Consider the following 25,571-nt stretch of genomic DNA (forward strand, 5'->3'; position numbering starts at 1 on the left):
TCCCTCCTTAAAGCTCGATCGTCTTCGGGCGGCGCCGGCTGTACCAGACGCTCACCATCAGACGGGTGACATAGATGGCGGTGAAGACCGAGGTGAGGATGCCGATGATCAGCGTCACGGCAAAGCCGCGCACCGGGCCGGCGCCAAGGACGAACAGGATCACCCCGGTGATGAAGGTGGTCACGTTCGCATCGACGATCGCCGACATCGCCTTCTCGAAGCCGAGCTCGATCGCCCGAGCCGGCCCCTTGGCGGTGCGCAGCTCTTCGCGGATGCGCTCGAAGATCAGCACGTTCGCGTCGACCGCGGTGCCCATGGTCAGCACGATGCCGGCGATGCCGGGCAGCGTCAGCGTCGAGCCGATCATCGACATGATGCCGAAGATCAGGCCGATGTTCACCACCAGTGCAACCGTGGCGAAGACACCGAAGAGGCCATAGGAGGCGATGATCAGCACCACGACCGCGATGAAGCCGACGGCGGCGGCGACGCGCCCCGCGGCGATCGAGTCGGCGCCAAGCTCGGGCCCGATCGTGCGTTCCTCGAGGAAGGTCATGCCCGCCGGCAGCGCGCCCGCGCGCAGCAGAAGCGCAAGGTCGGTCGCCTCCTGCGAGGAGAAACGGCCGGTGATGATGCCCGAGCCGCCGGCGATATGGCTCTGGATCACCGGCGCGGAGATCACCTTGCCGTCGAGCACGATGGCGAAGGGCTCGCCGATATGGTTCTGGGTGAAGTCGCCGAAGGCGCGCGCGCCGGTCGGGTTGAAGCGGAAGCCGACGGCGGGATAGCCGTTCTGGTCGGTTTCGGGACGCGCGTCGGTCAGCTCGTCGCCCGAGACCACCGGCACCTGATCGAGGATGTAATAGATCCCCTGGGTGTTGGCGTCGGGCAGGATCACGTTGCCCGAGCCCGCGGGCTGGTCGGGGTTCGAGCTGCGGCCGACGACCTGGTGGAAGGTCAGCTTCGCGGTGGTGCCGATCAGCGATTTCAGCTCGGCGGCCGAGCCGATGCCGGGCACCTCGATCAGGATCCGGTCAGAGCCCTGACGCATGATCGTCGGCTCGCGGGTGCCGGCCGCGTCGACGCGGCGGCGCACGATCTCGAGCGACTGCTGCATCGTGCGATCATCGGTCGCGGCCTGCTCGGCCTCGCTCAGCCGGATGGTCAGCGTGTCGCCCTGCCCGGTCACCTCGATGTCGCTCTGGCCGACGCCGGTCAGGGTGACGACCGGGGTGGCCAGCGCCTTCACTGCCGCGACGGCGGCCGCGATCTGGTCGGCATTGCCGATCTGGATGCGCAGCTCGCCATCCGGCGAGGCGACGCGGCGGATCGAGCCGATGGTCGCCCGCTCGGCCGCCAGCGCCTTGCGCGCCTCGGGCCAGAGCGCATCCATCCGCGCCTTGTAGACCTCGGAGAGATGGACCTCGGCAAGGAGATGCGCGCCGCCGCGCAGGTCGAGCCCGAGATTGACCAGCCCCGAGGGCAGCCAGTCGGGCCAGGCGGCCTTCGCCTCGGCCTGCGCGTCGCTCAGCGCACCGCTGCGCTCGAGCGTGCGAACGGCGTCGTTGTGCCCCTCGACACGGCTGTAGAAAAGGTTCGGCGCCGCCATGCCCAGCCCGATCACGCACAGGCCGATGATGACGACACGCTTCCAGAGCGGGATCTGCAGCATGACGGCGATGGTCCTTATTCGGCGCTGGCGGCCGGTTCGGTCTTGGTGAGCACCTGGGTGACGGTCGCCTTCACGACGCGCACCTTGACGCCCGGCGCGATCTCGACCTCGAGCTCGCCGTCCTCGCGCACATGGGTGACCTTGCCGATGATGCCGCCCTGGGTGACGATCTGGTCACCGCGACGCAGCGCCTCGACCATCGAGCGGTGCTCTTTCACCTTCTTCTGCTGCGGACGGATCAGCAGGAAATACATGATCACGAAGATCAGGACGAGCGGCAGGAACTGGCCGAAGGCGGCAATGCCCGACGGGGCGGCGCCACCGGCGGCCTGGGCGAAGGCGGGAGAGATGAACATGGTCTGGTCCTTTCGTGCGGGCCTTGGGCGCGGCTTGCGCGCGCCCGGTTTTCGGCGCGCACCCTAGCCGCGCCCCCCCGCAATGGCAAGGCGCGACGGCCCGCCCCGGCGCCCGCTCACGGTCACGTCAGAGCGGAGAGTTGGGGCAGCAGAAAGGGGGCGCTGCCCCCTCGGCGCGTACCGCGCCTCACCCCCGAGGTATTTTTGCCAAGATGAAAGCAGGGGGCGGGTTTTCACCCCGGGGCTTTCTCCTTGCCGAAAATACCTCGGGGTGAATTTGCGCGTCAGCGCAAAGAGGGGCAGCGCCCCTCCCTGCCCCGGTCTCAGCCGACCGGCAGCGCGCGTTCGACGAGCCGCGCGAAGAAGCTCGCGCCGATCGGCGCCGCCGCGTCGTTGAAGTCATAGGCGGGGTGGTGCAGCCCTGCCCCCGGCCCGGTGCCGAGGAAGAGATAGGCGCCCGGCCGCGCGGCGAGCATGTAGGCGAAATCCTCCGCCCCCATGTCGCGCTCGGCCTCGGCCTCGACTGCGGCCGCGCCCGAGACCTCGGCCGCGACTTCGGCGGCGAAGCGCGCCTTTTCGGCATCGTTCACCGTCGGCGGATAGCCGCGTTCATAGGTGATCTCGGCGCGCACGCCATAGGCCTCGGCCTGACCCGCGACGATGGCGCGAAAGCGGTCCTCGAGCAGGTCGCGCACGGCGGGCGAGAAGGAACGGATCGTCGCCGCGAACCAGCCGCTTTCGGGGATGATGTTATTCGCCGTGCCGACGTGGATCTCGGTCACCGAGACCACCGCCTGTTCGAGCGCGGCGACATTGCGGCTGACGATCGTCTGCAGCGCGCCGACCATGCCGGCGATGGCGACGACCGGATCGGCGCAGACCTGCGGCGTCGCGCCATGGCCGCCGCGGCCGGTGACGGTGACCCAGGCGGTATCGACCGCCGCCATCAGCGGCCCGGGCGTGGTCTGAAAATGGCCGAGCGGCAGGTTCGGCGCGTTGTGGATGCCGTAGACCTCGGTGATGCCGAAACGCTCCATCACGCCCTCGCGCACCATCACCTCGCCGCCGCCACCCTCTTCCTCGGCGGGCTGGAAGAGCAGCACGACCGAGCCCGCGAAATTGCGCGTCTCGCTGAGGTAGCGTGCCGCGCCCAGAAGCATCGTGGTGTGCCCGTCATGGCCGCAGGCGTGCATCCGGCCGGGGTGTTCGGAGGCATAGTCCTTGCCGGTGATCTCCTCGATCGGCAGCGCGTCCATGTCGGCGCGCAGCGCGATCGCGGGGCCGGCCATGCGGCCGCGGATCACCGCGACGATGCCCGAGCGCGCCACGCCCTCGTGGATCTCGTCGACACCGAAGCTGCGCAGCTTCGCCGCGACGAAGGCCGAGGTCTTGGGCAGGTCGAATTCGAGCTCGGGGTGGCGGTGCAGCCAGTGCCGCCACTCGGCCATCTCCGGGGCAAGGGCGGCGATGCGGTTGATGACGGGCATGGTGGACTCTGCGCTCGCGGAAGGGATACTGACCTAGATGATCCTTTCAGGAGGCAAGGGCAATGGCGAAACCGGAAGATCCGATGCTGTTCGACGAGGCGGGCGATGCGGGCGTGCAGATGCGCCGGCTGGCGGCGATCATGGACTGCCTGCGCGATCCGGAGACCGGCTGCCCCTGGGATCTCGAACAGGATTTCGCCTCGATCGTGCCCTATACCATCGAGGAGGCGCATGAGGTCGCCGATGCGATCGAGCGTGGTGCCTGGGACGAGCTGGAAAGCGAGCTGGGCGATCTGGCGTTGCAGGTGGTGTTTCACGCCCGGATGGCGGCCGAGAAGGAGCTGTTCGACCTGGCGGGCGTCTTGCGCGCGATCAACGCCAAGATGATCTCGCGCCATCCGCATGTCTTCGGCGACGAGAGCCGTGACAAATCGGCGGCCGAGCAGACCGTCGACTGGGAGAAGATCAAGGCGGCCGAGCGTGCCGGCCGGGCCGAGCGGGGCGTGCTCGACGGTGTGGCGCTTGGCCTGCCGGCGCTGAGCCGGGCGCTGAAGCTGCAAAACCGCGCCGCGCGGGTGGGGTTCGACTGGCCCTCGACCGCCGAGGTGGTCGACAAGATCGCCGAGGAGGCGCGCGAGCTGACCGAGGCGCGCGACAGCCTCGGTGCCGAGGAGATCGCCGAGGAATATGGCGATCTGCTGTTCGTGATGGTGAACCTCGGCCGGCACCTGGGGCTTGACCCCGAGGCCTGCCTGCGCGCGGCGAACGGGAAATTCACCCGTCGGTTCAGATATATCGAGGATGAACTGAAAGCGCGCGGCAAGGCCCCGGCGGAGAGTGATCTGGCCGAGATGGATGCGCTGTGGAATGCGGCGAAGGCGCACGGCGTGAAGTGAGGCGTGAAGTGAGGCGTGAAGTGAGGCGTGGGGCTCTGCCCCACACCCCGGAGTATTTTCACCAGGAAAAAGCCAAGGGGCTCAGAGCAACGCCTTGCGCAGCATGTTCAGCGCGACGAGCATCAGGAAGCCCGCGAAGACGCGCTTGAGCTTCTTCGGGTCGAGCCGGTGGGCGAGTGCCGCGCCCCAAGGGGCGGTGATCATCGTCATCGCGATCACCACGAAGAAGGCCGGCACGTTGATCGCGCCGATCGTGTAGGGCGGCGCGTCGGGCACCTTCGTCAGCAGGAAGGCCACTGCCGAGGGCGCGGCGATGGTGACACCGAAGCCCGCCGCCGTCGCCACCGCGCGGTGGATCGGAACCCCGTGCAGCGTCAGCATCGGCGTGCCGATCGACCCCCCGCCGATGCCAAGGAGCACCGAGGCGAAGCCCATCAGCGGCCCGAACCAGGCGCGGAAGATCCCGCCCGGCAGATGATCCGAGATCCGCCAGCTCGCCTTGCCGAAGGCCATGTAGCAGGCGATGCAGAACACCAGCACGCCAAAGATCAGCTGCAGCGTCTGCGTGCGCAGCTGCGCGACGACCAGCACGCCCGCGACGGCTCCGATGGCGATCGGCGGGGCCCATTGCTTGAGGATCGTCCAGTCGACCGCGCCGCGGCGGTTGTGCGCCAGCACCGAGCGGATCGAGGTGACGATGATCGTGGCAAGCGAGGTCGCGACGCAGACCTGCATCAGGTTGTCAGACCCGTAGCCGAGCCCGGCGAAGAGGTAATAGAAGGCCGGCACCAGAACGATGCCGCCGCCGACGCCCAGAAGCCCCGCGAGGATACCGGCAAAGGCGCCGACCGCCATCAGGATCAGCAGCAGCGGCAAAAGCGTGTCGAGATGGGTCATGCGGTCCTCCTGCGTGCCCGGGCTTATGCGGGTCGCGCCACTTCTGCCAGAGCGGCCTCGTAAAGCGCAAGCCCTGCGCCCTCGCGCGTCGCCCCTTCCGACAGCACCCGGCGCCAGCCGCGCGCCCCCGGGCGGCCGTGGAACAGGCCGAGCATGTGGCGGGTGATCTGATGCAGCCGCCCGCCCGTGGCAAGGTGGGCCTCGATATAGGGTTTCATCGCCTCGGCCACGGCGAAGGGATCGACGGGCGCCCCCTCGCCCCAGATCGCGGCATCGGCACCGCCCAGCACCTCCATCGGCTGATGATAGGCGGCGCGGCCGATCATCACCCCGTCCATCCCGGCGGCAAGCTGGGCCCCGGCCTCTTCCAGCGTGGCGATGCCGCCGTTGATCGAGAGGTGCAGATCCGGGAATTCCGCCTTCATCGCATGGACGAGCGGATAGTCGAGCGGCGGGATCTCGCGGTTGTCCTTCGGGCTCAGCCCCTGCAACCAGGCCTTGCGGGCGTGGATGGTGAAGCGGCGCACACCGGCCTGCGACACCCGGCGCAGGAAGTCGGGCAGCACCTCTTCGGGCACCTGGTCGTCGACGCCGATGCGGCATTTCACCGTGACCTCGACGGAGCTTGCCGCGATCATCGCACTCACGCAGCGGGCAACCAGTTCCGGGGTCTTCATCAGCACCGCCCCGAAGGCGCCCGACTGCACCCGGTCGGAGGGGCAGCCGCAGTTGAGGTTGATCTCGTCATAGCCCCAGTCCGCGGCGATGCGGGTCGCCTCGGCAAGCTCGGCCGGGTCCGATCCGCCGAGCTGCAGCGCGACGGGATGCTCCTCGGGCGAAAACTCGAGCAGCTGCGCGCGCTTGCCATGCACCACCGCCGGAGCGGTGACCATCTCGGTATAAAGCAATGCGCGGCGCGAGATATGGCGGTGAAAGACACGGCAGTGCCGATCGGTCCAATCCATCATCGGCGCAACGGACAGGCGGGAGGCGGCCGGCAAATTCGTTTGTTCCACCATTTGCAGGCCTCCTCTATCCGTCGCGTTTCCGCCCGCTCTGTAGCAAAAGGGCGGTGTCGCGCAAAGAGGAGAGCAGGCGGGCCCGCCCTTTTCCTGCGGCACCCGGCAAAGGCGTTGATCTCTCACCTCGCCGGGGCCGGCCACAATGAGGCCGGCGGCGCTCTGGTGGGGGTAATCCTCGGCTATCCCCCGATCTCATCCAGGAATTCGGCCAAAAGCACCTGCCCTTCGGGCCAGGCACCAAGACCCGATGCCTCGTTCAGGTGACCGCGGCGCCCCAGAAGGCGGGGCCTTGCGCCCTGCCCTGCGGCCCAGAGGATCGCCCTTGCCTCCGGATCATAGGGATCATCTTCGCTTGCCACGGCAAGCACCGGGCGATCGCCGAACCCCGATGCCGGCAGCCTCCCGAATTCCCTTGCCCGCACCGGGAAGACCGGCCCGAGCGGGTCCGGCACCGCAACCAGAAAAGCCGCCGCGATCGTACGGGAAGATGCCGCGCGCCAATGGGCGAAGAGAAGGCAGCCGAGCGAATGGCAGACAAGCACCGGCGGCTGAGGATGCGCGGCAACCGCCCGCTCCAGCGCCGCGATCCAATCCGCGAGCTCCGGCTCTTTCCACGAGCCCGGCGTGATCCGGGTGGCACCGGGGTCAAGGTCTTGCCAATGGCTCTGCCAATGTTCCGGGCCAGACCCGCCGATCCCCGGCACCATGACGAAACGAGATCCCATGATTCACTCCTGATTTTCACAGTCCCGGAGCTTCGTGCCCGGCGCACGATCCGGGAATGGCAACTCATCGGGTTTTCGGTCAAACTCCCGATGAATTAACGGAATCGATCAGGCAACATGCCAATGCGTGACCTCGACCGCCTTGATATCGCAATCCTGGAGGCGCTTCAGGACAACGCCCGCACCCCGCTTTCAGAGGTCGGACGACGTGTCGGGCTTTCGCAGCCGGCGACCTCAGAGCGCGTCAAACGCCTCGAGGATCGCGGCATCATTACGGGCTATGCCGTACGTCTGGACCCGGCCGCGCTGGGGCTTGGCATGATGGCAATCATTCGCCTGAAGACCTCGCATGAGCACATCAAGCCGGCGTTGCGCGCCTTCGCCGAGATGCCGCATGTGATCGAGGTCCACCGCCTGACCGGAGAAGACTGTTTCCTGCTCAAGGTTCTCGTCCCGACCCCGGGACAGCTGGAAACCATCGTCGACGCCATCGCCCGGTTCGGGGCAATCACCACATCTCTTGTCCTGCACTCGGCGCCGGTGAAACCGCTTGGCAAGGCGCTTCTCGGCTGACCCGGCCCCGAACGGCAGGCGAGCCGCCCGCAGTCACGGGCGGCTAGAACGGCAGCCCGACATAGTTCTCGGCTAGCTCGCGCCGGGCGGTCTCCGACCGGCCGAGATGGTCGAGCGCGGCACGTCGCATCTGCGCGGCAAAGCTGTCCTCACCATCGAAACGGTGCAGCATCGTCGTCATCTGCCAGGAAAAGCGCATCGCCTGCCAGATCCGCGCAAGCGCGCGCTGCGAATAACCATCGATCCCCGCCTGCCGGCCATACTTGAGCGCGTCGATCAGCGCCTGATGCAGATAGAAGACGTCGGACACCGCGAGGTTGAGCCCCTTCGCCCCGGTCGGCGGCACGATATGCGCGGCGTCGCCCACGAGGAACAGCCGGCCCCAGCGCAGCGGCTCGGAGACAAAGCTGCGCAAGGGTGCGATCGATTTCTCGATCGCCGGCCCGGTGACGAGCTTTGCTGCGGCATCGGCGGGGAGACGGCGGCGGAACTCGGCCCAGAAATGGTCGTCCGACCAGTCCTCGACCCTGTCCGTGAGCGGCACCTGCACATAGTAGCGCACCAGATTGGCGTTGCGCATCGAGGCGAGCGCGAAGCCGTGCGGCGAGCTCGCGTAGATCAGCTCGTCGTTGACCGGCGGGGTCTTCGACAGGATGCCGAGCCAGCCGAAGGGGTAGACGCGCTCGAACTCCGCCCGTTTCCCGGCCGGGATGGTGCGGCGCGAGACACCGTGGAATCCGTCGCAGCCCGCGACATAGGCGCAGCGCAGCCGGTGGCGCGTGCCGTTCAGCGTGTACTCCACCGCCGCGACCGGCCCGTCGAGATCGAGGATCGCGACATCCTCGACGCCGTGGATGATCCGCGTGCCGAACGCGTCCTGCGCGTCGTAAAGGTCATGCGTCACCTCGGTCTGGCCATAGATCATCACCCGCTTGCCGGTGAGGTCGTGGAAGTCGATATGCACCATGTGATCGGCGTCGCTGAGCCAGGTGCCATCATGCGCGAAGCCCTCGGCCTCCATCCGCGCTCCCACGCCCGCCTCGCGCAGCACCTCGACCGAGCCCCATTCGAGCACGCCGGCCCGGATGCGCGAGAGCACGTGCTCGCGGCTCGAGCGCTCAAGGATGATCGTCTCGATCCCCGAGCGGTTCAAAAGCTGCGACAGCAGCAACCCCGAGGGGCCCCCGCCGATGATGACGACCTGTGTATCCATCTGCATGTCAATGTCCTCCCTGCTTGCAGGCTAGGCAGCGCGGGGGCTTCCCGGAATAGACAGGCCGGGCATTAGCTGGCACTATTCATGCATGGAACACCGCAAGATCATTCCCGACTTCAATCTTTTCGGCGAGACTTCCGCCTTTCCGGACGTGGTGCATTGCGAGCGCATCATCGACCGTGCGCGGCTGCATGACTGGACGATTGCACCGCACCGTCACCGCGAGATGGTGCAGGTTTTCCTGATGCGGCGTGGCGCGGCACTGGCCCGGGTCGATGGTCGGGAGTACGCGCTGAAAGACGGCGATTTCCTGTATATTCCGCGGCTTGCCGTGCATGGTTTCGCGTTCCGGCGCGGCGCCGAGGGGCTGGTGCTTTCGGTGCCCTCGCCGATCGTGCAGCTGATCGGCACCGGCTCGGCCGAGATGGCCGCAAGCCTTGGCCGCCCGATCGTCGGGCAAAGCGGAGAGGTGCTCGGGAGGCTGAGCCTCCAGCTTGCCGAGGCCTTCGCCTCGCATGGCACATATCGTGCACAATTTCTTGCCGCGCTTGCACAGGCCCTGCTCGCCAGCGTTGCCGAGATCGGCGCGCAGGCCGTGACGCAGGAGCCCTCGGCCGCGCATCGCCGGATGCTTGCGTTCGACGCCCTGCTCGCGCGCCATCTTGCCGCCGGCTGGCGCGCGGCGGATTTCGCCCGTGCCCTCGCGATCACGCCGGGCCATCTCAACCGTCTGTGCCAGAGCGCCACCGGCCAGAGCGCCTCGCGCTATATCGACAGCGCGGTGATGACCGAGGCCAGCCGGCTTCTTGCCTTCACGCAATTGCCGGTGGCCGAGATCGGCTATCGGCTGGCCTTCGACGACCCGGCCTATTTCTCGCGCCGCTTCCGGGCGGTGCGGGGGCTGACGCCCTCGGAGTATCGCGCGCAATTCTCGGGCTAGGGCCGGCCGTGCTCCTGCCCCGCCCCTCACCGCGCGGCGGCCGGGAGCCTGGCGCGCCTGGCGCTCAGCGCACCAGGACGACCGGCACCTTGCACGAGCGCAGCATCGCGGCGGTGGTCGAGCCGATGATCAGACTGCGGATGCGGCTGTGACCATAAGCCCCCATCACCAGCAGATCAAAGGGCGCTTCCTCCACCAGATGTCCGAGCACGGTCTCCGGCTGCCCCGGCAGGATCGCGGTTTCCGCCACGACGCCTGCAGCCGACAGGAGCGAGCGGGCGCGTTGAAGCGCCGCGCGCGCCTCCGCCGTGGCGGTGCCGACCGTCACCAACTGCACGGCGAGCCCACGGAAGAGCGGGCTGCGGGCAATGAGCTCGACAGCCTTCATCGAGGAGCCGCCACCGTCGATGCCGACCAGCACCCGGGCAATCGGCCGGAAGGCGCGCGCTGCCACGAACACCGGCACCTGGCTGCCGCGCACGATCCGTTCGAGGTTCGAGCCCAGGTGCCCCTTGGCGAAATCCGCCCCCTCTCCGCGCTTGCCGATCACGATCAGGCGGACATCCGTCTCGATGCCAGCCACCGTCTCGACCAGATCGCCCTGGCGCAGGCGGGTGGTGACATCGGCAATGCCGGCCTTGTCCAGCAGGGCGCGCGCATCCTCGAGGATGGCACGCCCCCGCGCCGCGATCAGCTTCGTGCGCCGGGCGTCGAGTTCGGCCAACTGCTCGAGCAGCGCCGTGCGGGCGCCAAGCGCGATGGTGCCGGAGCGGTCCTGCCCGTCGCTCGTCTCGCGCCGGCCGAGCACGTGGATCAGCTCGACCGGCGCGCCGGTCCGTGCCGCGATCCAGGCGGCATGGTCGCAGACGCTGGCGGAATAGAGCGAGCCGTCGACGAGAGCGACGATCTTTTGCATCTTGGTCATGGTCTCTCTCCTCAATGCACGGCAAGCGTGTCGGCCGCATCCGGCCTGTCTTGCAGCGCGAAGCGGTCGACCAGCGTTTCCGAGGCCGCGTTCATGCCGGTGATCTCGACCTCGGCCCCTTCGCGGCGGAACTTCAGCACCGCAAGGTCGAGCGCCTGCACCGAGGAGATGTCCCAGATATGGGCACGGCTGACGTCGATAATCACCTTCGCCGGCGCCTCGCGGAAGTCGAAGGCGGCGAGGAAGGCCTCGACCGAGCCGTAGAAGAGCTGCCCCTCGACGACATAGGTCCGCACCTGCCCGTCGGCGGTGGCGGTCGAGCTGACCTTGAAGAGCTGCGCGATCTTCGCGGCGAAGAAGATGCCCGAAAGCAGCACCCCCACCAGCACGCCGATGGCGAGATTGTGGGTCCAGACGACAATCCCCACGGTGGCCAGCATCACCACCGAGGACGAGCGCGGATGGCTGCGCAGGTTGCGGATCGACGACCAGGAGAAGGTGCCCACCGACACCATCACCATGATCGCGACGAGCGCCGGCATCGGGATCCGCGCGACCCAGTCGCCGAGGAAGACGACGAGGAGCAGCAGAACCAGCCCCGCGGTGAAGGTCGAGAGCCGCCCGCGCCCGCCCGATTTCACGTTGATCATGCTCTGCCCGATCATCGCGCAGCCCGCCATGCCGCCGATGAAGCCGGTGACGGCATTGGCGATGCCCTGGCCGATGCATTCCTGATCGCGGCTGGTGGTCGTGTCGGTCAGATCGTCGACGAGGTTCTGCGTCATCAGGCTTTCGAGCAGCCCGACCACCGCGATCGCCAGCGCATAGGGCAGGATGATCTGCAGCGTCGCAAGGCTCAGCGGCACCTGCGGCAGGGCGAAGACCGGCAGCGTGTCGGGCAGCGCCCCCATGTCGCCCACCGTGCGCACCTGCCAGCCGAAGGCGATGCTTGCTGCCGTCAGCACGACGATCGCGACGAGCGGCGAGGGCACGGCCTTCGTCAGCCGCGGGAAGAGGTAGATGATCGCCAGCGCGGCCGCGACCAGCACATAGGTCAGCGGCGGCACCCGTGCCGGGTCGAGCTCGGGCAGCTGCGCCATGAAGATCAGGATGGCGAGGGCATTGACGAAGCCCGTCATCACCGAGCGCGAGACATAGCGCATCACGAAGCCGAGCTTGAGCAGCCCAAGCCCGATCTGGATCACCCCGGTCAGCACCGTCGCGGCCAGCAGGTATTGCAGGCCGTGCTCGCGCACCAGCGTCGCCATCAGCACCGCCGTCGCCGCCGTCGCGGCCGAGATCATCCCGGGCCGGCCGCCGACAAAGGCGATCAGCACCGCGATCGAGAAGCTCGCGTACAGCCCGACCTTCGGGTCCACCCCGGCGATGATCGAGAAGGCGATCGCCTCGGGGATCAGGGCCAGCGCGACGACGAGGCCCGAAAGAAGATCGTTACGGATATTGCCGAACCACTCGGCCCGGTATCTGTCGATTGAAAACATACGGTCTTTCCTGACCGGAGCGAGGGGGGCGCCGGTCTGCGCGGTCTGGGTCGTTCAGGTTGTCCGGCGGATCGGCGGCCGGAAGAGCCAGCCGGGGATCGCACCCGGCTCCATGTTCGCTGTGCCCCGGATAGCGGAAAAAAAGCGCGCGTCCAAGAGACGGGACGCCCGGGAGGTCAATCCGGTGCCGCCGGGCAACGGTGCCCCCCGCAGCCCCTTGGCAGTCGCGCTCCCGGACAGACGCGCCGGACCGGCGTCGTTGATACCTCCGGACACTTGACCTAGTCTTTCAGCAAGCCTTCAGGATCCCGCGCCATGCCCACCCGCACCCCCCGCGACCTCTTCGTCGAGAAGGAAGCCCCCCTGTTTTACGGGATCGACGTCCGGCGCACGGTCCCGGCGTTCGACAGCCCGGGGGCCGCGACATGAGCACGCCCCTGCCCGGCCCGGACGGACGCCCGCGCTGCGGCTGGTGTGCCGCAGCGCCCGAATTCATCGCCTATCATGACCAGGAATGGGGAGTCCCGGTCACCGAGGACATCGGGCTGTTCGAGAGCCTCTGTCTCGAAAGCTTCCAGTCGGGGCTGAGCTGGCGCACATTCCTGGCCAAGCGGGTAAACTTCCGCACCGCCTTCGCCGGGTTCGATTTCCGCAAGGTCGCGCACTTCGACGAGCGGGACGTGGCGCGGCTGCTGGCCGATGCCGGCATCGTGCGCCATCGCGGCAAGATCGAGGCGGTAATCAACAATGCCCGCTGCGCCTGCGATCTGGTCGAGACCGAGGGCTCGCTCGCGGCGTTCCTCTGGCGGTTCGAGCCGCAGGAGGAGCGCGCCGCGCCGCAAAGCCGCTCAACCTCCCCCGCCTCGGTGGCGCTCTCGACGGCCCTGCGCGAGCGCGGCTGGAAGTTCGTCGGGCCGACGACGGTCTATGCCTTCATGCAGGCGATGGGGCTGGTCAACGACCATGTTGAAGGCTGTGTGATGCGGGAGAAGATCGAGCGGGCCCGCGCTGCGCTGGACCGCCCCACCCGGGGACCACGGTGAATGACCGCGGCACGGCCGCAGTGGAACCCCCACCAGAAGCAAGATAACCGCTCATTTTCAAACGGCTACGGCGTAAAGCGGGCAAAACCTAAAGATCGCAAAATCAAGGACTTACGGCGACCGCTGTAAACGCCTCGGGCACTGTTTCAAGGCCGCCCCCCCTTGGAAGACGAGGCTGGCCGCCGCGCCGCCGTCCGCCGCCGCGGTCATGTTCGGGCGATTGTCGAACGGCAGGCCGCCCCCTATTCTGGGCGAATGATTCCGCAGGCCGCCTCCTTGAGATCCGACCTCGCCGCGCGAGCCCTTCGCGCGGTCTTCGGTTTCATTCTCCTCCTCATCCTCTCCTGCGGGCTGGGCCCGGCGCCGCTTCAGGCTTCCGAAAGCCCCTTCTTCGCCGCCAAGGCCGCGCAATATGTCGCCCTGCCCGGCGAGCTTCGCTTCACGCGCCCCGGGAAGCCCCTTCACCCCGACCTGCCGGCACAGCCCCCGGGGGCCTCGGACACCGGCGCGCTGACGGCCCCCGCGGTCGCATGGCGTTTTGCCGACTGGACGCAGGACGCCTTCGACGTGCTGCCCGGGCGCCCCCCGGTGCGCCCCGCCTCGCAGGCACCTCCGCTGACCGCGTGAACCACAGTCGAAACGTCTTCGCCAGGGCCCGCCCAAACGGCCCCGGGCGGAGGTCATGCGCCTGCGACCACGGTCCCGGGCGCGCGGTTCATGCCATCACGGAAACACCATGCGACATCACACCGGCCTTTCCGGCCAACCGTCTGCCACCCCCGGCTCAGCCCCCTCCGAAGCGGCCAGGCACGCCCCGCCGCCGTCAGGCGAACGCGGGGGAAGCCCCGGCAAAGCGGCCCCCACGCCGCGGACGATCTGCGCGGCATGCGGCAAGCCCGTTCCCGCAGGCGAGATCTACTGCAGCTGTGGCGAACCCGTCCCGCGGAACCACCCATCCGAGAGGCGCACCGTCCTGCTGAGCTGGATCGCCACGGTCGGCGGCATGGCGGGCCTCCTCTGGCTCGCCGCGAATTACGCCCACTAGGGGCTGGAAGGACTGCCCCGGCCTGCCTTCGCCGGCCGGGGGAGCATGCCCGTAAAAGGGCATCCGTGATTACGCCGCCCAGCAGTTCTCGTGGCATTTCGTTGCCCAGAGGGAGCCGGCCTTCGTGATGCAGAGCATCGAAAGCACTTGATTTTCAATTAGAATACGCACAAAAATTGTCACAGATATTATGGAATTCAAATGACGTCATTGGGCTTTTTGACAGATGGTCGCCCCGCTTGGGGTAAGTCCGCAGCCCATGGCGCAGAAACTCATCATCTGGCGCATCATTCCGCGGACGTGGCGGCGGTGTTCCTTGCCCTGCTGGATCAACCTCATTGGCGCGCTCGCGCAGAGGCCGCGCTGGGGCGCGCACTTGCGGCAGATGAGATGCGCTGTCTTGGCGCCCTGGTCTTCCTGCACGACATCGGCAAGCTCGCCCCCGGATTTCAGGCCAAGGCTTGGCCCGAAGGGCATGGCCTCACGCTGCGCGGGCATCTGGAATGCGGCTGGCTCTGGGCCAATCTGCCGCGGCAGGATGCGCTGGCGGGCGCGATTGCGCATCTCGCGCGGTGGCCCGGAATGGGGGAATGGCTGGCAGCACTTTTCGCCCATCACGGGCGCCCTGTACAGAAACCCGGGAGCGGCAAGGCGAGCAAGGCGTTTCCGCTGCTGCCCGGGTATGATTGGCAGGCGGAGGAAACGGTTCTCGGCCGGGCACTGCTGGACTGGTTTCCCGAAATTGCCAAGGCCGCCCCACCTCCGCCGGCCCCGACCTTCCTGCATTTCTTTTGCGGCCTGCTCACGCTTGCCGACTGGGTCGGGTCGGATCGGCGCGCCTTTGCCTTCGAGGCGCAGTTCAGACCGGACTACTGGCAAACCGCACAGGAGCGCGCAGAGGCACGGGTGGCGACGATCGAGCTTGGCACCAGTCCGCCGCTACGCGGTCCCGCGGGATGGGGGCTGATCTCGGATCACCCTGCGCCCCGCCCCGCCCAGCAGGCGCTCGGCGCGCTGCCGGCCGACGAACACCTGATCTTGCTCGAGGCGGAAACCGGCGCCGGAAAGACCGAAGCCGCGCTGTGGCGTTTCGCGGCGCTGCTCGAGGCGGGTGAAGTGGACGCGCTTTACTTCGCGGTTCCGACCCGCGCCGCCGCGCGGCAACTGCATGGCCGCATCACCCTTGCCCTGAGACGGATGTTCGAGGTCGCGCCGGAAGCCGTCCTAGCCATCCCGGGCCAGGCGGTGGCCGGGGATGCCGTTGGCACGCGCCTTCCCGATTTCGATGTCCTCTGGGATGACGGCGAAAAACGCCCGGCCCGTTGGGCAGCAGAGCATTCCGCCCGATACCTTGCAGCCCGCGTCGCAGTCGGCACCGTGGATCAGGTTGCGCTCGGCGGGCTGCAGGTCAAGTTCGCCCATCTGCGCGGCACGGCGCTGTCGCGCGCACTGCTGGTCATCGACGAGGTGCATGCCTCGGATCCCTACATGACTGAGACGCAGGGGGCGGTGGTGCGCAGCCACCTGGCACTTGGCGGTCATGTCCTGCTGATGTCTGCCACGCTGGGCGCAGCGGCCCGGCGCAAGTGGAGAGGCGAGGCGCACGGCGATCTGGCGGCAGATGCTGCGCTGCCCTACCCGGCCGTCTGGACCTCGAAGGGCCTGCACCCGGTCGTCGCGGATCCGGGCGGCGCAAAGACCGTGCAGGTGACGGCGCATTCCGGCTGGTCCGGCGCCGAGGCCGCACGCCTTGCCATCGAGGCCGCCCGACAAGGCGCCCGCGTTCTGGTGATCCGGAACACAGTTGCCCGGGCACAGGAGACCTTCGCCGCCTGCCGGGAGAGCGTGCCAGAATTGCTGCTTTCGGTGAACGAGATCCCGACCCTGCACCACAGCCGCTTCGCCGCCGAGGATCGGGCGCTTCTCGATGGCGCGGTCGAGCTGGCCATCGGCAAGGATAGTCCCCTTGGCGGGCGCATCGTCATCGGGACGCAGACGCTGGAACAGTCACTGGACCTCTGCGCGGATCTCCTGATCACCGACCTGTGCCCGATCGACGTGCTCTTGCAGCGGATCGGGCGCTTGCATCGCCACAAGCGGCCTCGCCCCGACGGCTTTGCCTCGGCCCGAGCCGTCATCCTGTGCCCGGAGGATGGGCTCGACCCGCTGACACACAGGGCCGACAACGGGCTGGGCGCCTTCGAGAACGGCCCCAGCCTGTCGGGCGTTTACGTCGACGTGCCGGGGTTGGCGGCAACGCTCGATCAGATCATCGAGCATCCGGTCTGGCAGATCCCCGCGATGAACCGCGCGCTCGTTGAGGCCGCTACCCACCCGGAGGCGCTGGACCAGGTTGCCGAAGCGCATGGCTGGCAGAGCTATCGCATGCGCGTCACCGGAAAGGCGCTCGCCGAGATGCAGACGGCCGGGCTTTGTGTGCTCGACCGCACGGTGCCGATGCTGATGCCGAACGGGCGAGTGCGGTGTTTTCCCGATGACGAGAAAATCCGCACCCGTCTGGGCGAGGAAGGCGTGGTGCTGATGCTGCCGGACGGCACTGCGGGGGCCTTTGGCCGCCCCATCACTAGGCTGGCCTTGCCGGCACACTGGTCGCGCGGGCTGACGGGAGAGGAGACCACATCGGTCACGCCCGGCCTGCCCGTCAGGATCACCATTTCCGACAGGTCATTCATTTACGGCCCGGACGGGCTGCAACAAGGAGGGGGAGATGACGCTTGATCTGCTGCAGGAGCCTCTGATCCAGACCGATGCGGGCTGGTGCAGCCTGCCCGAGCTGCTGGCCACAATGGCGCAGGGCGAGGTGCAAGCCTTTCCGGCGCTGCGCCCCCATCAGCGCCCGGCCTGGCACATGTTTCTGGTGCAGCTGTCCGTGATGGCGCTCGACGCTGCCGGGCGGCGCGACATTCCGAAAGACGCCGAAGGCTGGCGTACGGCACTGCGGTTGCTGACCCCAGACTTCCCGGAGGACGAGCCATGGCACCTGATCGGAGCCGACCGCAGCCGGCCGGCCTTTCTTCAGCCCCCCGATCCCGGCGGGTTGAAATGGTCTGCCGTCGCGACACCGGATGCGCTCGACATGCTGATCACCTCGCGCAATCACGATGTGAAGCGCGAGATCGCACATGAGGCTGCACCGCAGGACTGGATTTTCGCGCTGGTCAGCCTGCAGACCATGGAGGGGTTCGGCGGTGCCGGTAACTATGGCATCGCCCGGATGAATGGCGGCTCCTCCTCGCGCGTTCTGCTCGGGCTGGCGCCGACCCGCCCCGGAACAGCCGTGGTCGATCCTTCGGCGTGGTGGGCACGTGACGTCGCGCGCCTGCTTGAAACCCGCCATGGCGTCAGCGGCAAAACGCTGCTGTGGCAAACCCCCTGGCCCGATGGGCGGATGCTGGACCTTGCACAGCTCGACCCGCTGTTCATCGAGGTCTGCCGGCGGATCCGCCTCGTTGAACGGGATGGCACGATCGGCGCCGAGCGCAGCACCTCCAAGGCTGCGCGGATCGCCGGAAAAGAGGCCAAGGGGAACACGGGCGACCCCTGGGCGCCGGTTCACCTCGCCGAAGGCAAGAGCCTGACGCTCGGCGATCAGGACTGGACGCACGAGCTTCTGGTGCGCCTGCTGTTCAGCAAGACGCCGGAATGGGCCCCACCACCGCTGACGGTCCTGCACGCCAGCGAGGCGACAGAGCCGATGCTTCTGGTGGCCGAGGCCTTTGCTCGGGGCAACTCCAAGACCGATGGTTTCAAGTCGCGCATCGTCCCGGTCCCTGTCGCGATGGTGAGCAAGCTTTTCGGAGCAGAGCCCGTCGCCGTGGCGGAGGAACTGCTCGAGGAGATCGCCTCGGTCGATCTCGCATTGCGTAACGGGCTTGCGCTTGTGGCCGCGGGCGGGGATCGCGACAAGGTGGCAAAGCCGCACTACGCGCGAAGCCAACCAGCCCGAGCCTTGCTGCGGCGGCGGGCGGACGAGCTGTTCTTTCCCCAGCTCTGGGCGCGCATGGCCGTCACGACGGATGATGGCTTCGCACCGCTGCGCCGGGACTTTCTTGAAACCCTTTCCCGCATCGCAAGGGACGAATTCGCTCGTGCGCTTCCGGCGATCCCTTGCGCCACGCTGATGCGGCCCCGGGCCGAAGCCCGCGGCCGGCAGGCACTGGAGCGCGGATTGCGAAACGCGATGCGCAAGCTGACAGCAGAGGAGGACAGTCATGTCGACGCCTGACAGTGAAACCGGGCGCCGGGCGCTCGCCATCGCCGCGGCGCTGGCCGCGGCCGATCCGGGCGACAAGGCCGAAGCCCGGCGCATGGGGCCTGCGGGCGGAGCGCTGTTCTGGCGGCAGGTGTCCCGGCTGGCGATCCCGCAGGCGCAGGAACCCGCATGGCGGCTGTTCACCCGCCTCGTGGCCCTGATGACGCCCGCGAGCCGCGAGCGTTCGATCCATGACGACAAGCGGCCTCTGGGCGCAGCATTGGCCGAGGCCGGGCTCAGCGAACAGCGTCTTGCCAGGTTAATCGCGGCCCGTGGGAGCGCGCGCGACGATACACTCGAACGCGCGATCCGGATGCTGGCCCGCAAGGTGCCCGGCGTCGACGTCACGGATCTCGCCAGCACAATTCTCTGGCCGGAGAACACCAGCCGCCTTGCCCGCTCCTATTACCAACAGATTGACCATTCGAAACCCGAGGAACCCCAAGATGACTGACCCGCGTTTCCTGCAAATCCACTTCCTGGCGCCCTATACCGCCGCCCTGCTGAACCGCGACGATTCCGGTCTGGCAAAGCGCCTCCCTTACGGCGGCAGCCTGCGCACCCGGGTCAGCTCGCAATGCCTGAAGCGCCACTGGCGTCTGGCCGACGACCCGCACAGCCTGCGTCGCATTGCTGGCGCGGACGAGGCCTATCGCTCGCGTGAGACAGTGGACCGCAAGGTCTTCGACGAATGGGCGGAAGGGCATGACGAAGCGGTGCTGAAGCCGATCCGCGAGGCGATGCTGACCGCCATCTACGGCGATAAGGGTACAGAGAAGAAATCAAGGCAGACCCTGCTTCTGGGCGCGGTCGAGGTGGCCTATCTCAAGGCCGAAGCACAGCGGCTGGTGGCCGAAGCGGCCGGCGACGCCAAACGCGCGGCCGAACTCGCGAAGGAGTGGCACAAGGCCCACAAGGCCAATCTGAAGGCCCTAAGCGAAGGCGCGAAGTTGCCCGGCGGCCTGACCGGAGCGCTCTTCGGGCGCATGGTCACCTCGGACCCGAAGGCCAATATCGACGCACCCGTCCATGTCGCCCATGCCTTCACCGTGCATGCCGAGGAAGCCGAAAGCGATTACTTCATCGCCGCCGACGACCTCGCCCGCGACGAGGATACCGGCGCCGACACCATTCAGGAGACCGAGCTGACCTCGGGCCTCTTCTATGGCTATGTCGTGGTCGACCTGCCCGGCCTTCTCGACAATCTGGGGGGAGACGCGCGCCTGGCCGGAGATGTGCTGCACAACCTGCTCTATCTGATCGCCGAGGTTTCGCCCGGCGCCAAGCTCGGCTCGACGGCACCCTATTCCCGCGCAGCATTCATGCTGGTCGAGGCCGGCGACCGTCAGCCCCGCTCGCTCGCCGAGGCCTTCCGCACGGCTTGCCCCGCGAATACCTCTGTCGCCGTGGGCAAGCTCGCCGATCATCTGGCCGCATTGGACGCCGCCTATGCCACCGGCGAGACCCGGCGCGTGATGTCGCTGACCAATGCCGAGATCCCCGGAGCGGGGCGCGGCACGCTCGCCGATCTGGCGACCTTCGCCAAGGGCTTGCCCGAGCTGCTGACCGGGCCTGCGGCATGACAGAGCGCTGGCTGCACCTGCACCTCAGAGCACCGCTGATGTCTTTCGGCGGTGTGGCGATCGACCATGTCGGCCCGACCCGCGATTTTCCGTCCGCCTCGGCGCTCACCGGGCTGCTGGCGAATGCGCTTGGCTGGCGACGTGAAGAAGGCGCCCGGCATCAGGCGCTGCAGGACCGCCTTGTTTTCGGCGCCCTGATCGCGGCCCAGGGACGGCTGCTGACCGACAGCCAGAATGCCAAGCTCGAGGCGAATGATCGGGGCTGGACAACCTGGGGGCGCCCTGACGAACGTGCGGGCGCCACCTATGACAGCCCGCATCGCCGTCGGCGCGAGTATCTGGCCGATCACGACTGCCACGTTGTCCTGCAGCTACGGCCCGACGACGCCCCCGATCTCGATGCGGTGGCCGAGGCGCTGGAACGCCCTGCCCGACCACTCTTCATCGGTCGCAAACCCTGCCTGCCCTCTGCCCCGCTTTTTGCCGGCTGGATCGAAGGTGAGGACGCCCATGCCGCGCTCCTCGCTCTCGGTGTTCCGGGACGGGCGCTATGGCCGATCTCTGGCGCAGGAACCGCCAGCGACCTCGCTGATCTGCGCAATTGGGTCAGCGGCCTGCATGGCGGCAGCCGCCAGGTTTGCGAAGGGGTTTTGCCATGAGCCTGCATCTGATCGAGCTGCCACTGTCGCTGCAAGCGCTGCATCGCTGGGCGGGAACGCGCGCGCTTGCCACTCCCTTCGACGAAGGTCTTGCACTGCATCATCTGCTCGGCGAGGCCTTTGGCCCGGCAGCGCTGCAGCCGTTTCGCCTGATGGTCGCGCCGCGGGCACAAACCGGCACGCTTTATGCCTATGCCGGCGCGACTGCAGAGGACCTGCGGCGACAGGCGCTTTCGGTCCTGACCCCGGCCCAGGCCGAGGTGATCGACCTCGAGCGTCTGCGCAGCCTGCCGCGTCCCGCAGAGGGCTGGACCGAAGGCCAGCGCCTCGGCTTCGACCTGCGCCTTCGCCCAGTTGTCAGACTCGCTTCCACGCTCGCAGGAACCGGCAAGAACGGCGAGGACATCAGCTTCCGCAAGGGCGCAGAGATTGATGCCTTCCTCGCCGCCGCGCTGCGCGGCGAGACCGCATCGCGCGAAGATGTCTATCTGGGCTGGCTTGCTGAACGTCTCGCTCCGGCGGCGATGCTGGATCTGACCGCGACCCGGCTCGCCAGCTTCCGTCGCACCCGCATCCAGCGCAACGGCAAGCGGCTGGAGGGCCCGGATGCCTTGGTGCACGGCACATTGACCATCACCGATCCCACTGCCTTCGCAGAGCTGCTGGGGCATGGTATTGGGCGCCATCGCAGCTATGGCTATGGCATGCTGCTGCTTCGCCCCCCGCAGCGGGGACAGTCATGCTGAAAGGACGCCTCGGTCTCGAGAGTGCAAAGGTGCCCTATGCCGACCGAGCCGGGTGTCTCTACCTTGCCCGCGGCGCCTTGACCTCTCGTGACGGGACGCTGGCCTTCGAGCAAGGCGACAGCACCCCGGCGGATGCACTCGAGCCCGGTGACTATGCCATTCCGCTGCAGGGTGTCTCGATCATCCTGCTCGGCCCGGGGTCGACCGTCAGCCATGACGCCCTGCGCCTGCTCGCCCACGCGCGAACGGCCCTCGCAGCGGTCGGTGAGGATGGCGTGCGGCTTTACACCGCACCGCCGATGATCCCCGATCGTTCCGGCCTGGCGCGGCTTCAGGCGCGGATCTGGGCAGACGACGACCTGCGCGTCATGACTGCGCGCCGGATGTATGCCCTTCGTCTGGGCGAGGTCTTCCCTCATGCCGATCTCGATGTGCTGCGCGGCATCGAGGGGGCACGGATGAAAGAGACCTATGCGCTGCAGGCCCAGAGGATCGGCGTAAAATGGCAGGGGCGCCGCTATGACCGCGGCAATCCGATGGCCTCCGATCTGCCGAACCAGGCCCTGAATCATGCAGCAAGTGCCGTCGAGGCAGCCGCCGCCATCGCCGTCTGTGCCACGGCGACCATCCCGCAACTCGGCTTCATCCATGAGGATCCGGGCCAGAGCTTCGTTCTGGATGTGGCCGATCTCTACCGCGACAGCCTGACGATCCCCTGCGCCTTCAAGGCCGCAAAGCTCGTGACCGAGCGCCCTTCCGAGAACATCGAGAGGGTAACGCGCCGGATGACCGGAGCAGCCCTTGCGAAGCAAGCAGTCATCCCCGAGATGATCGAGCGGATCAAGGCCCTGATCGAAGGCCGCGGTCCCTGATGCCCCTGACCATGATCGTTACCCGCGACGTCGAGATGCGCTATCGCGGCTTCCTGACATCGGTCATGCTGGAAGTCTCGCCCGGCGTCTATGTCGCCCCCGAGATGTCCGCCGCCGTGAGGGGCCGGGTGTGGTCGGTGATGACCGATTGGTGGTCTGCGCTCGGCCGCGGCTCTCTGACGATGGTGTGGCGCGATACCAAGGCGCCCGGAAATCTCCGCATCGAAACTTTGGGCGAGCCGCCAAAGACAATCGTTGACGCCGATGGCATTTTACTCGTTAAACGAAAGTAGTCGGGAAAAAACTCGCCTCCTGCTCTTTGAAATCGTTATGAATTCAGCGCATTAGTCCTGAGAGGCTCCCCCGCACCCGCGGGGATAGACCCATCTAGCGCGTTCGTTGGGGCGTGGTCTGCCGGGCTCCCCCGCACCCGCGGGGATAGACCCTCGATCAAGTCGCATCACCCCCACAAGAATGCGGCTCCCCCGCACCCGCGGGGATAGACCCATCTATGGTGACGAAGGCTTCGGTCCTCTTCGGGCTCCCCCGCACCCGCGGGGATAGACCCGACCTGCGCGCCGCGGTGCAGGCCGGCGACATGGCTCCCCCGCACCCGCGGGGATAGACCCCTATTCCTCGATCATTGCGGCATGACCGAAGAGGCTCCCCCGCACCCGCGGGGATAGACCCGCGACCTGCGCCGGCCAGATCGAGCTGCTCGCGGCTCCCCCGCACCCGCGGGGATAGACCCTCCGACCATATAGCTCACCGTCGACCCTGCTCGGCTCCCCCGCACCCGCGGGGATAGACCCGTCCATGATTTCTTCGCTGCCAGCAAGGGCCAGGCTCCCCCGCACCCGCGGGGATAGACCTTGAGAGGAGATCGAGCGGCAGGCAGGACAAAGGGCTCCCCCGCACCCGCGGGGATAGCCCCTCCCCATCACTGGCTGATAAAAAGCTCTCCCGGGCTCCCCCGCACCCGCGGGGATAGACCCTTCCAGGGCGGCACCGGCGCGGCCTGGTATCTGGCTCCCCCGCACCCGCGGGGATAGACCCCAAATGACCACCGCCATCGCCTATTGCTGGGCGGCTCCCCCGCACCCGCGGGGATAGACCCCTAAGATCCAAGAAAGGAACCCCCATGCCGAAGGCTCCCCCGCACCCGCGGGGATAGACCCTCCGCTACATCGCGATGACGAGGTTCTCCGGTGGCTCCCCCGCACCCGCGGGGATAGACCCCCCCATGGATGACGCCCCGAACATTGCCGAGAGGCTCCCCCGCACCCGCGGGGATAGACCCTCGCGCCGGCTCCAGCGAGGCGGATCATAGGCGGCTCCCCCGCACCCGCGGGGATAGACCTTCGTGTGCAGCGCGCGCACGAGCATCACCTCGGGCTCCCCCGCACCCGCGGGGATAGACCCGAAAAGCTCCTGTTTGGGTGCCCATTTGAACCGGCTCCCCCGCACCCGCGGGGATAGACCATGGCCGGTAGCGCTATCATGCTACATATGGAAGGCTCCCCCGCACCCGCGGGGATAGACCATGGCCGGTAGCGCTATCATGCTACATATGGAAGGCTCCCCCGCACCCGCGGGGATAGACCCCAGCTCAAGGCCACCTACGTGCACTACGGTCTGGCTCCCCCGCACCCGCGGGGATAGACCCGCCCCGGCGGCACGATCAGCGTTACCGATGACGGCTCCCCCGCACCCGCGGGGATAGACCCCCTGAAAAACTCATAAGCTATTGTTTTTATTGGGCTCCCCCGCACCCGCGGGGATAGACCTCAGGGCCATCCCCAATCTCCTCGCGCACCCAAGGCTCCCCCGCACCCGCGGGGATAGACCCCGCTGGCGGCGGACCTCAAGCCACGTGGGCACGGCTCCCCCGCACCCGCGGGGATAGACCCAAGGGATCTTGCGCAAAAGAGCAATGTTTTCAGGCTCCCCCGCACCCGCGGGGATAGACCCCGCCACCGCCAGAACGACCACCGCGCCCCACCGGCTCCCCCGCACCCGCGGGGATAGACCCTGATGCCGCGCGCCGATTCGGGTGGGCAGCACGGCTCCCCCGCACCCGCGGGGATAGACCCAGACGACCCCGGACCGCGCCGACGGTCAGGAAGGCTCCCCCGCACCCGCGGGGATAGACCCTGCTCGGCCCCTTCGCGGATCACATCTCGCTGGGCTCCCCCGCACCCGCGGGGATAGACCCTTCGCATAGTCGGGCGTCACGAACTTCGGCTTGGCTCCCCCGCACCCGCGGGGATAGACCCGCGACATCCGCAGCGTGTCCATCGATCAGGCCGGCTCCCCCGCACCCGCGGGGATAGACCCTTCTTCAGTCGGTTAAGTGCCCCACCGATCTCGGCTCCCCCGCACCCGCGGGGATAGACCCCGTGGTGGTTTGGTGACAGGGCGAAGAAGGCAGGCTCCCCCGCACCCGCGGGGATAGACCCTGGTCCCTGTGGCCTTACGGCTTCGTGACCCTGGCTCCCCCGCACCCGCGGGGATAGACCCCCGAAGGCATAGAGCGGCGCATAAGCAAGAAAGGCTCCCCCGCACCCGCGGGGATAGACCCCATTCCGGCGGCGAAGGATCTTCTGTTCTTCGGGCTCCCCCGCACCCGCGGGGATAGCCCCCTCCATGCGAGAGCTGAAAGGAGATCCGGCGTGGCTCCCCCGCACCCGCGGGGATAGACCCTCGATGATCGCGCGGTCGCAGCCGATCGACTGGGCTCCCCCGCACCCGCGGGGATAGACCCTGGAGGATGATCTTCGAGGCGCGTGCGGCGGCGGCTCCCCCGCACCCGCGGGGATAGACCCGGGGGATTGGCGTGTCAGGCTCCTATCCTCGGGGCTCCCCCGCACCCGCGGGGATAGACCCTCGGCCGCGATCCTGCCGCAGGACGCATGGAAGGCTCCCCCGCACCCGCGGGGATAGACCCGACTATCAGCCGAGCCAGATGGTCGTGCGCTGGGCTCCCCCGCACCCGCGGGGATAGACCCGCGGGTGGCCGGGACGGCGTATCAGAATGAGCACCTCCCCGAAAATTGGACAGTGACGGAAGCTACGATCTGACGTCTGCTGGTCTCCAAGAACGAGGAGATCAGAACATGTCGAAACGCAGAAATCACGA

At 67.7% G+C, this 25,571-nt stretch carries 22 protein-coding genes, 1 CRISPR repeat array and 1 other annotated feature; of the genes, 13 read left to right on the plus strand and 9 right to left on the minus strand.

Annotated elements, in window-relative coordinates:
* Positions 1-7 precede the first annotated feature (7 nt).
* The 3 genes from secD to EOW65_RS16950 all read right to left on the minus strand — a co-directional run bounded on the left by secD (position 8) and on the right by EOW65_RS16950 (position 3,515).
* Entirely contained in the window at positions 8-1,672 is a 1,665-nt protein-coding gene (secD, locus tag EOW65_RS16940) for a protein translocase subunit SecD (RefSeq protein ID WP_128151448.1), read from the minus strand.
* A 14-nt stretch (positions 1,673-1,686) separates the two neighbouring features.
* Entirely contained in the window at positions 1,687-2,028 is a 342-nt protein-coding gene (yajC, locus tag EOW65_RS16945) for a preprotein translocase subunit YajC (protein ID WP_128151451.1), read from the minus strand.
* A 323-nt stretch (positions 2,029-2,351) separates the two neighbouring features.
* Positions 2,352-3,515, minus strand: a complete 1,164-nt coding sequence (locus tag EOW65_RS16950; protein ID WP_128151453.1) for a M20 aminoacylase family protein — start codon at positions 3,513-3,515, stop codon at positions 2,352-2,354.
* An 83-nt stretch (positions 3,516-3,598) separates the two neighbouring features.
* Here EOW65_RS16950 and mazG point away from each other — a divergent pair, with 83 nt between their 5' ends.
* Positions 3,599-4,411 (plus strand): nucleoside triphosphate pyrophosphohydrolase, encoded by an 813-nt coding sequence (mazG, locus tag EOW65_RS16955; RefSeq protein ID WP_394342756.1) that lies wholly within the window; start codon positions 3,599-3,601, stop codon positions 4,409-4,411.
* A gap of 81 nt (positions 4,412-4,492) precedes the next feature.
* On the opposite strand, the gene EOW65_RS16960 is transcribed toward mazG, so the two are convergent.
* The 3 genes from EOW65_RS16960 to EOW65_RS16970 all read right to left on the minus strand — a co-directional run bounded on the left by EOW65_RS16960 (position 4,493) and on the right by EOW65_RS16970 (position 7,055).
* Positions 4,493-5,308 carry a sulfite exporter TauE/SafE family protein gene (locus tag EOW65_RS16960; RefSeq protein WP_128151456.1) on the minus strand — a complete coding sequence of 272 codons (816 nt, stop codon included), beginning with the start codon at positions 5,306-5,308 and terminating at the stop codon, positions 4,493-4,495.
* 23 nt (positions 5,309-5,331) lie between these two features.
* On the minus strand, positions 5,332-6,327 hold the full coding sequence (gene dusA, locus EOW65_RS16965) for a tRNA dihydrouridine(20/20a) synthase DusA (protein ID WP_128151458.1): 996 nt from the start codon (positions 6,325-6,327) through the stop codon (positions 5,332-5,334).
* Positions 6,328-6,509: 182 nt separating this feature from the next.
* The gene (locus EOW65_RS16970; RefSeq protein WP_128151460.1) at positions 6,510-7,055 is read right to left on the minus strand and encodes an RBBP9/YdeN family alpha/beta hydrolase; all 546 of its coding nucleotides are present in this window, start codon (positions 7,053-7,055) and stop codon (positions 6,510-6,512) included.
* Positions 7,056-7,178: 123 nt separating this feature from the next.
* On the opposite strand from EOW65_RS16970, the gene EOW65_RS16975 reads away from it, so the two are divergent.
* Complete coding sequence (locus tag EOW65_RS16975) at positions 7,179-7,628, plus strand: Lrp/AsnC family transcriptional regulator (protein WP_240664755.1); 450 nt, start codon at positions 7,179-7,181, stop codon at positions 7,626-7,628.
* A gap of 43 nt (positions 7,629-7,671) precedes the next feature.
* On the opposite strand, the gene pobA is transcribed toward EOW65_RS16975, so the two are convergent.
* Positions 7,672-8,841: a 4-hydroxybenzoate 3-monooxygenase gene (gene pobA / locus EOW65_RS16980; RefSeq protein WP_128151498.1), complete on the minus strand. Its 1,170-nt coding sequence runs from the start codon at positions 8,839-8,841 to the stop codon at positions 7,672-7,674.
* Between the two features lie 91 nt (positions 8,842-8,932).
* Here pobA and EOW65_RS16985 point away from each other — a divergent pair, with 91 nt between their 5' ends.
* Positions 8,933-9,784 carry a helix-turn-helix domain-containing protein gene (locus EOW65_RS16985; RefSeq protein WP_128151464.1) on the plus strand — a complete coding sequence of 284 codons (852 nt, stop codon included), beginning with the start codon at positions 8,933-8,935 and terminating at the stop codon, positions 9,782-9,784.
* Between the two features lie 64 nt (positions 9,785-9,848).
* Here EOW65_RS16985 and EOW65_RS16990 read toward each other — a convergent pair whose 3' ends face one another.
* Both EOW65_RS16990 and EOW65_RS16995 read right to left on the minus strand, forming a co-directional pair.
* The gene (locus tag EOW65_RS16990) at positions 9,849-10,709 is read right to left on the minus strand and encodes a universal stress protein (protein WP_128151466.1); all 861 of its coding nucleotides are present in this window, start codon (positions 10,707-10,709) and stop codon (positions 9,849-9,851) included.
* A gap of 11 nt (positions 10,710-10,720) precedes the next feature.
* Positions 10,721-12,211 (minus strand): SulP family inorganic anion transporter, encoded by a 1,491-nt coding sequence (locus EOW65_RS16995; RefSeq protein WP_128151468.1) that lies wholly within the window; start codon positions 12,209-12,211, stop codon positions 10,721-10,723.
* A 57-nt stretch (positions 12,212-12,268) separates the two neighbouring features.
* Positions 12,269-12,326 (minus strand) — a sequence feature (sul1 is cis-regulatory element that is thought to sense ions involved in sulfur or methionine metabolism; They are found in Alphaproteobacteria).
* Positions 12,327-12,636: 310 nt separating this feature from the next.
* On the opposite strand from EOW65_RS16995, the gene EOW65_RS17000 reads away from it, so the two are divergent.
* The 10 genes from EOW65_RS17000 to cas2e all read left to right on the plus strand — a co-directional run bounded on the left by EOW65_RS17000 (position 12,637) and on the right by cas2e (position 22,725).
* Complete coding sequence (locus tag EOW65_RS17000) at positions 12,637-13,254, plus strand: DNA-3-methyladenine glycosylase I (protein ID WP_128151470.1); 618 nt, start codon at positions 12,637-12,639, stop codon at positions 13,252-13,254.
* A gap of 255 nt (positions 13,255-13,509) precedes the next feature.
* On the plus strand, positions 13,510-13,881 hold the full coding sequence (locus EOW65_RS17005; protein ID WP_128151472.1) for a hypothetical protein: 372 nt from the start codon (positions 13,510-13,512) through the stop codon (positions 13,879-13,881).
* A gap of 619 nt (positions 13,882-14,500) precedes the next feature.
* Positions 14,501-17,038, plus strand: a complete 2,538-nt coding sequence (gene cas3, locus EOW65_RS17010; protein ID WP_128151474.1) for a CRISPR-associated helicase Cas3' — start codon at positions 14,501-14,503, stop codon at positions 17,036-17,038.
* Entirely contained in the window at positions 17,028-18,545 is a 1,518-nt protein-coding gene (locus EOW65_RS17015; RefSeq protein ID WP_128151476.1) for a CRISPR-associated protein Cse1, read from the plus strand. Before cas3 ends, EOW65_RS17015 begins: the two co-directional genes overlap by 11 nt.
* Positions 18,532-19,026, plus strand: coding sequence for a type I-E CRISPR-associated protein Cse2/CasB (gene casB / locus EOW65_RS17020; protein ID WP_128151478.1), 495 nt, complete (start codon positions 18,532-18,534; stop codon positions 19,024-19,026). Before EOW65_RS17015 ends, casB begins: the two co-directional genes overlap by 14 nt.
* Complete coding sequence (gene cas7e, locus EOW65_RS17025) at positions 19,019-20,155, plus strand: type I-E CRISPR-associated protein Cas7/Cse4/CasC (protein WP_128151480.1); 1,137 nt, start codon at positions 19,019-19,021, stop codon at positions 20,153-20,155. The genes casB and cas7e overlap by 8 nt, the downstream gene beginning before the upstream one ends.
* Complete coding sequence (gene cas5e / locus EOW65_RS17030) at positions 20,152-20,814, plus strand: type I-E CRISPR-associated protein Cas5/CasD (RefSeq protein WP_128151482.1); 663 nt, start codon at positions 20,152-20,154, stop codon at positions 20,812-20,814. The genes cas7e and cas5e overlap by 4 nt, the downstream gene beginning before the upstream one ends.
* Positions 20,811-21,560, plus strand: a complete 750-nt coding sequence (locus EOW65_RS17035; protein ID WP_128151484.1) for a type I-E CRISPR-associated protein Cas6/Cse3/CasE — start codon at positions 20,811-20,813, stop codon at positions 21,558-21,560. Before cas5e ends, EOW65_RS17035 begins: the two co-directional genes overlap by 4 nt.
* Positions 21,554-22,432, plus strand: coding sequence for a type I-E CRISPR-associated endonuclease Cas1e (cas1e, locus tag EOW65_RS17040; RefSeq protein ID WP_128151486.1), 879 nt, complete (start codon positions 21,554-21,556; stop codon positions 22,430-22,432). Before EOW65_RS17035 ends, cas1e begins: the two co-directional genes overlap by 7 nt.
* Positions 22,432-22,725, plus strand: coding sequence for a type I-E CRISPR-associated endoribonuclease Cas2e (gene cas2e, locus EOW65_RS17045; RefSeq protein WP_128151488.1), 294 nt, complete (start codon positions 22,432-22,434; stop codon positions 22,723-22,725). The genes cas1e and cas2e overlap by 1 nt, the downstream gene beginning before the upstream one ends.
* A 63-nt stretch (positions 22,726-22,788) precedes the next feature.
* Positions 22,789-25,440: direct repeats of the CRISPR family, unit length 29 nt; unit sequence GGCTCCCCCGCACCCGCGGGGATAGACCC.
* Positions 25,441-25,571 lie beyond the last annotated feature (131 nt).

Source organism: Paenirhodobacter ferrireducens (assembly GCF_004022265.1).
Taxonomy (GTDB): Bacteria; Pseudomonadota; Alphaproteobacteria; order Rhodobacterales; family Rhodobacteraceae; genus Rhodobacter; species Rhodobacter ferrireducens.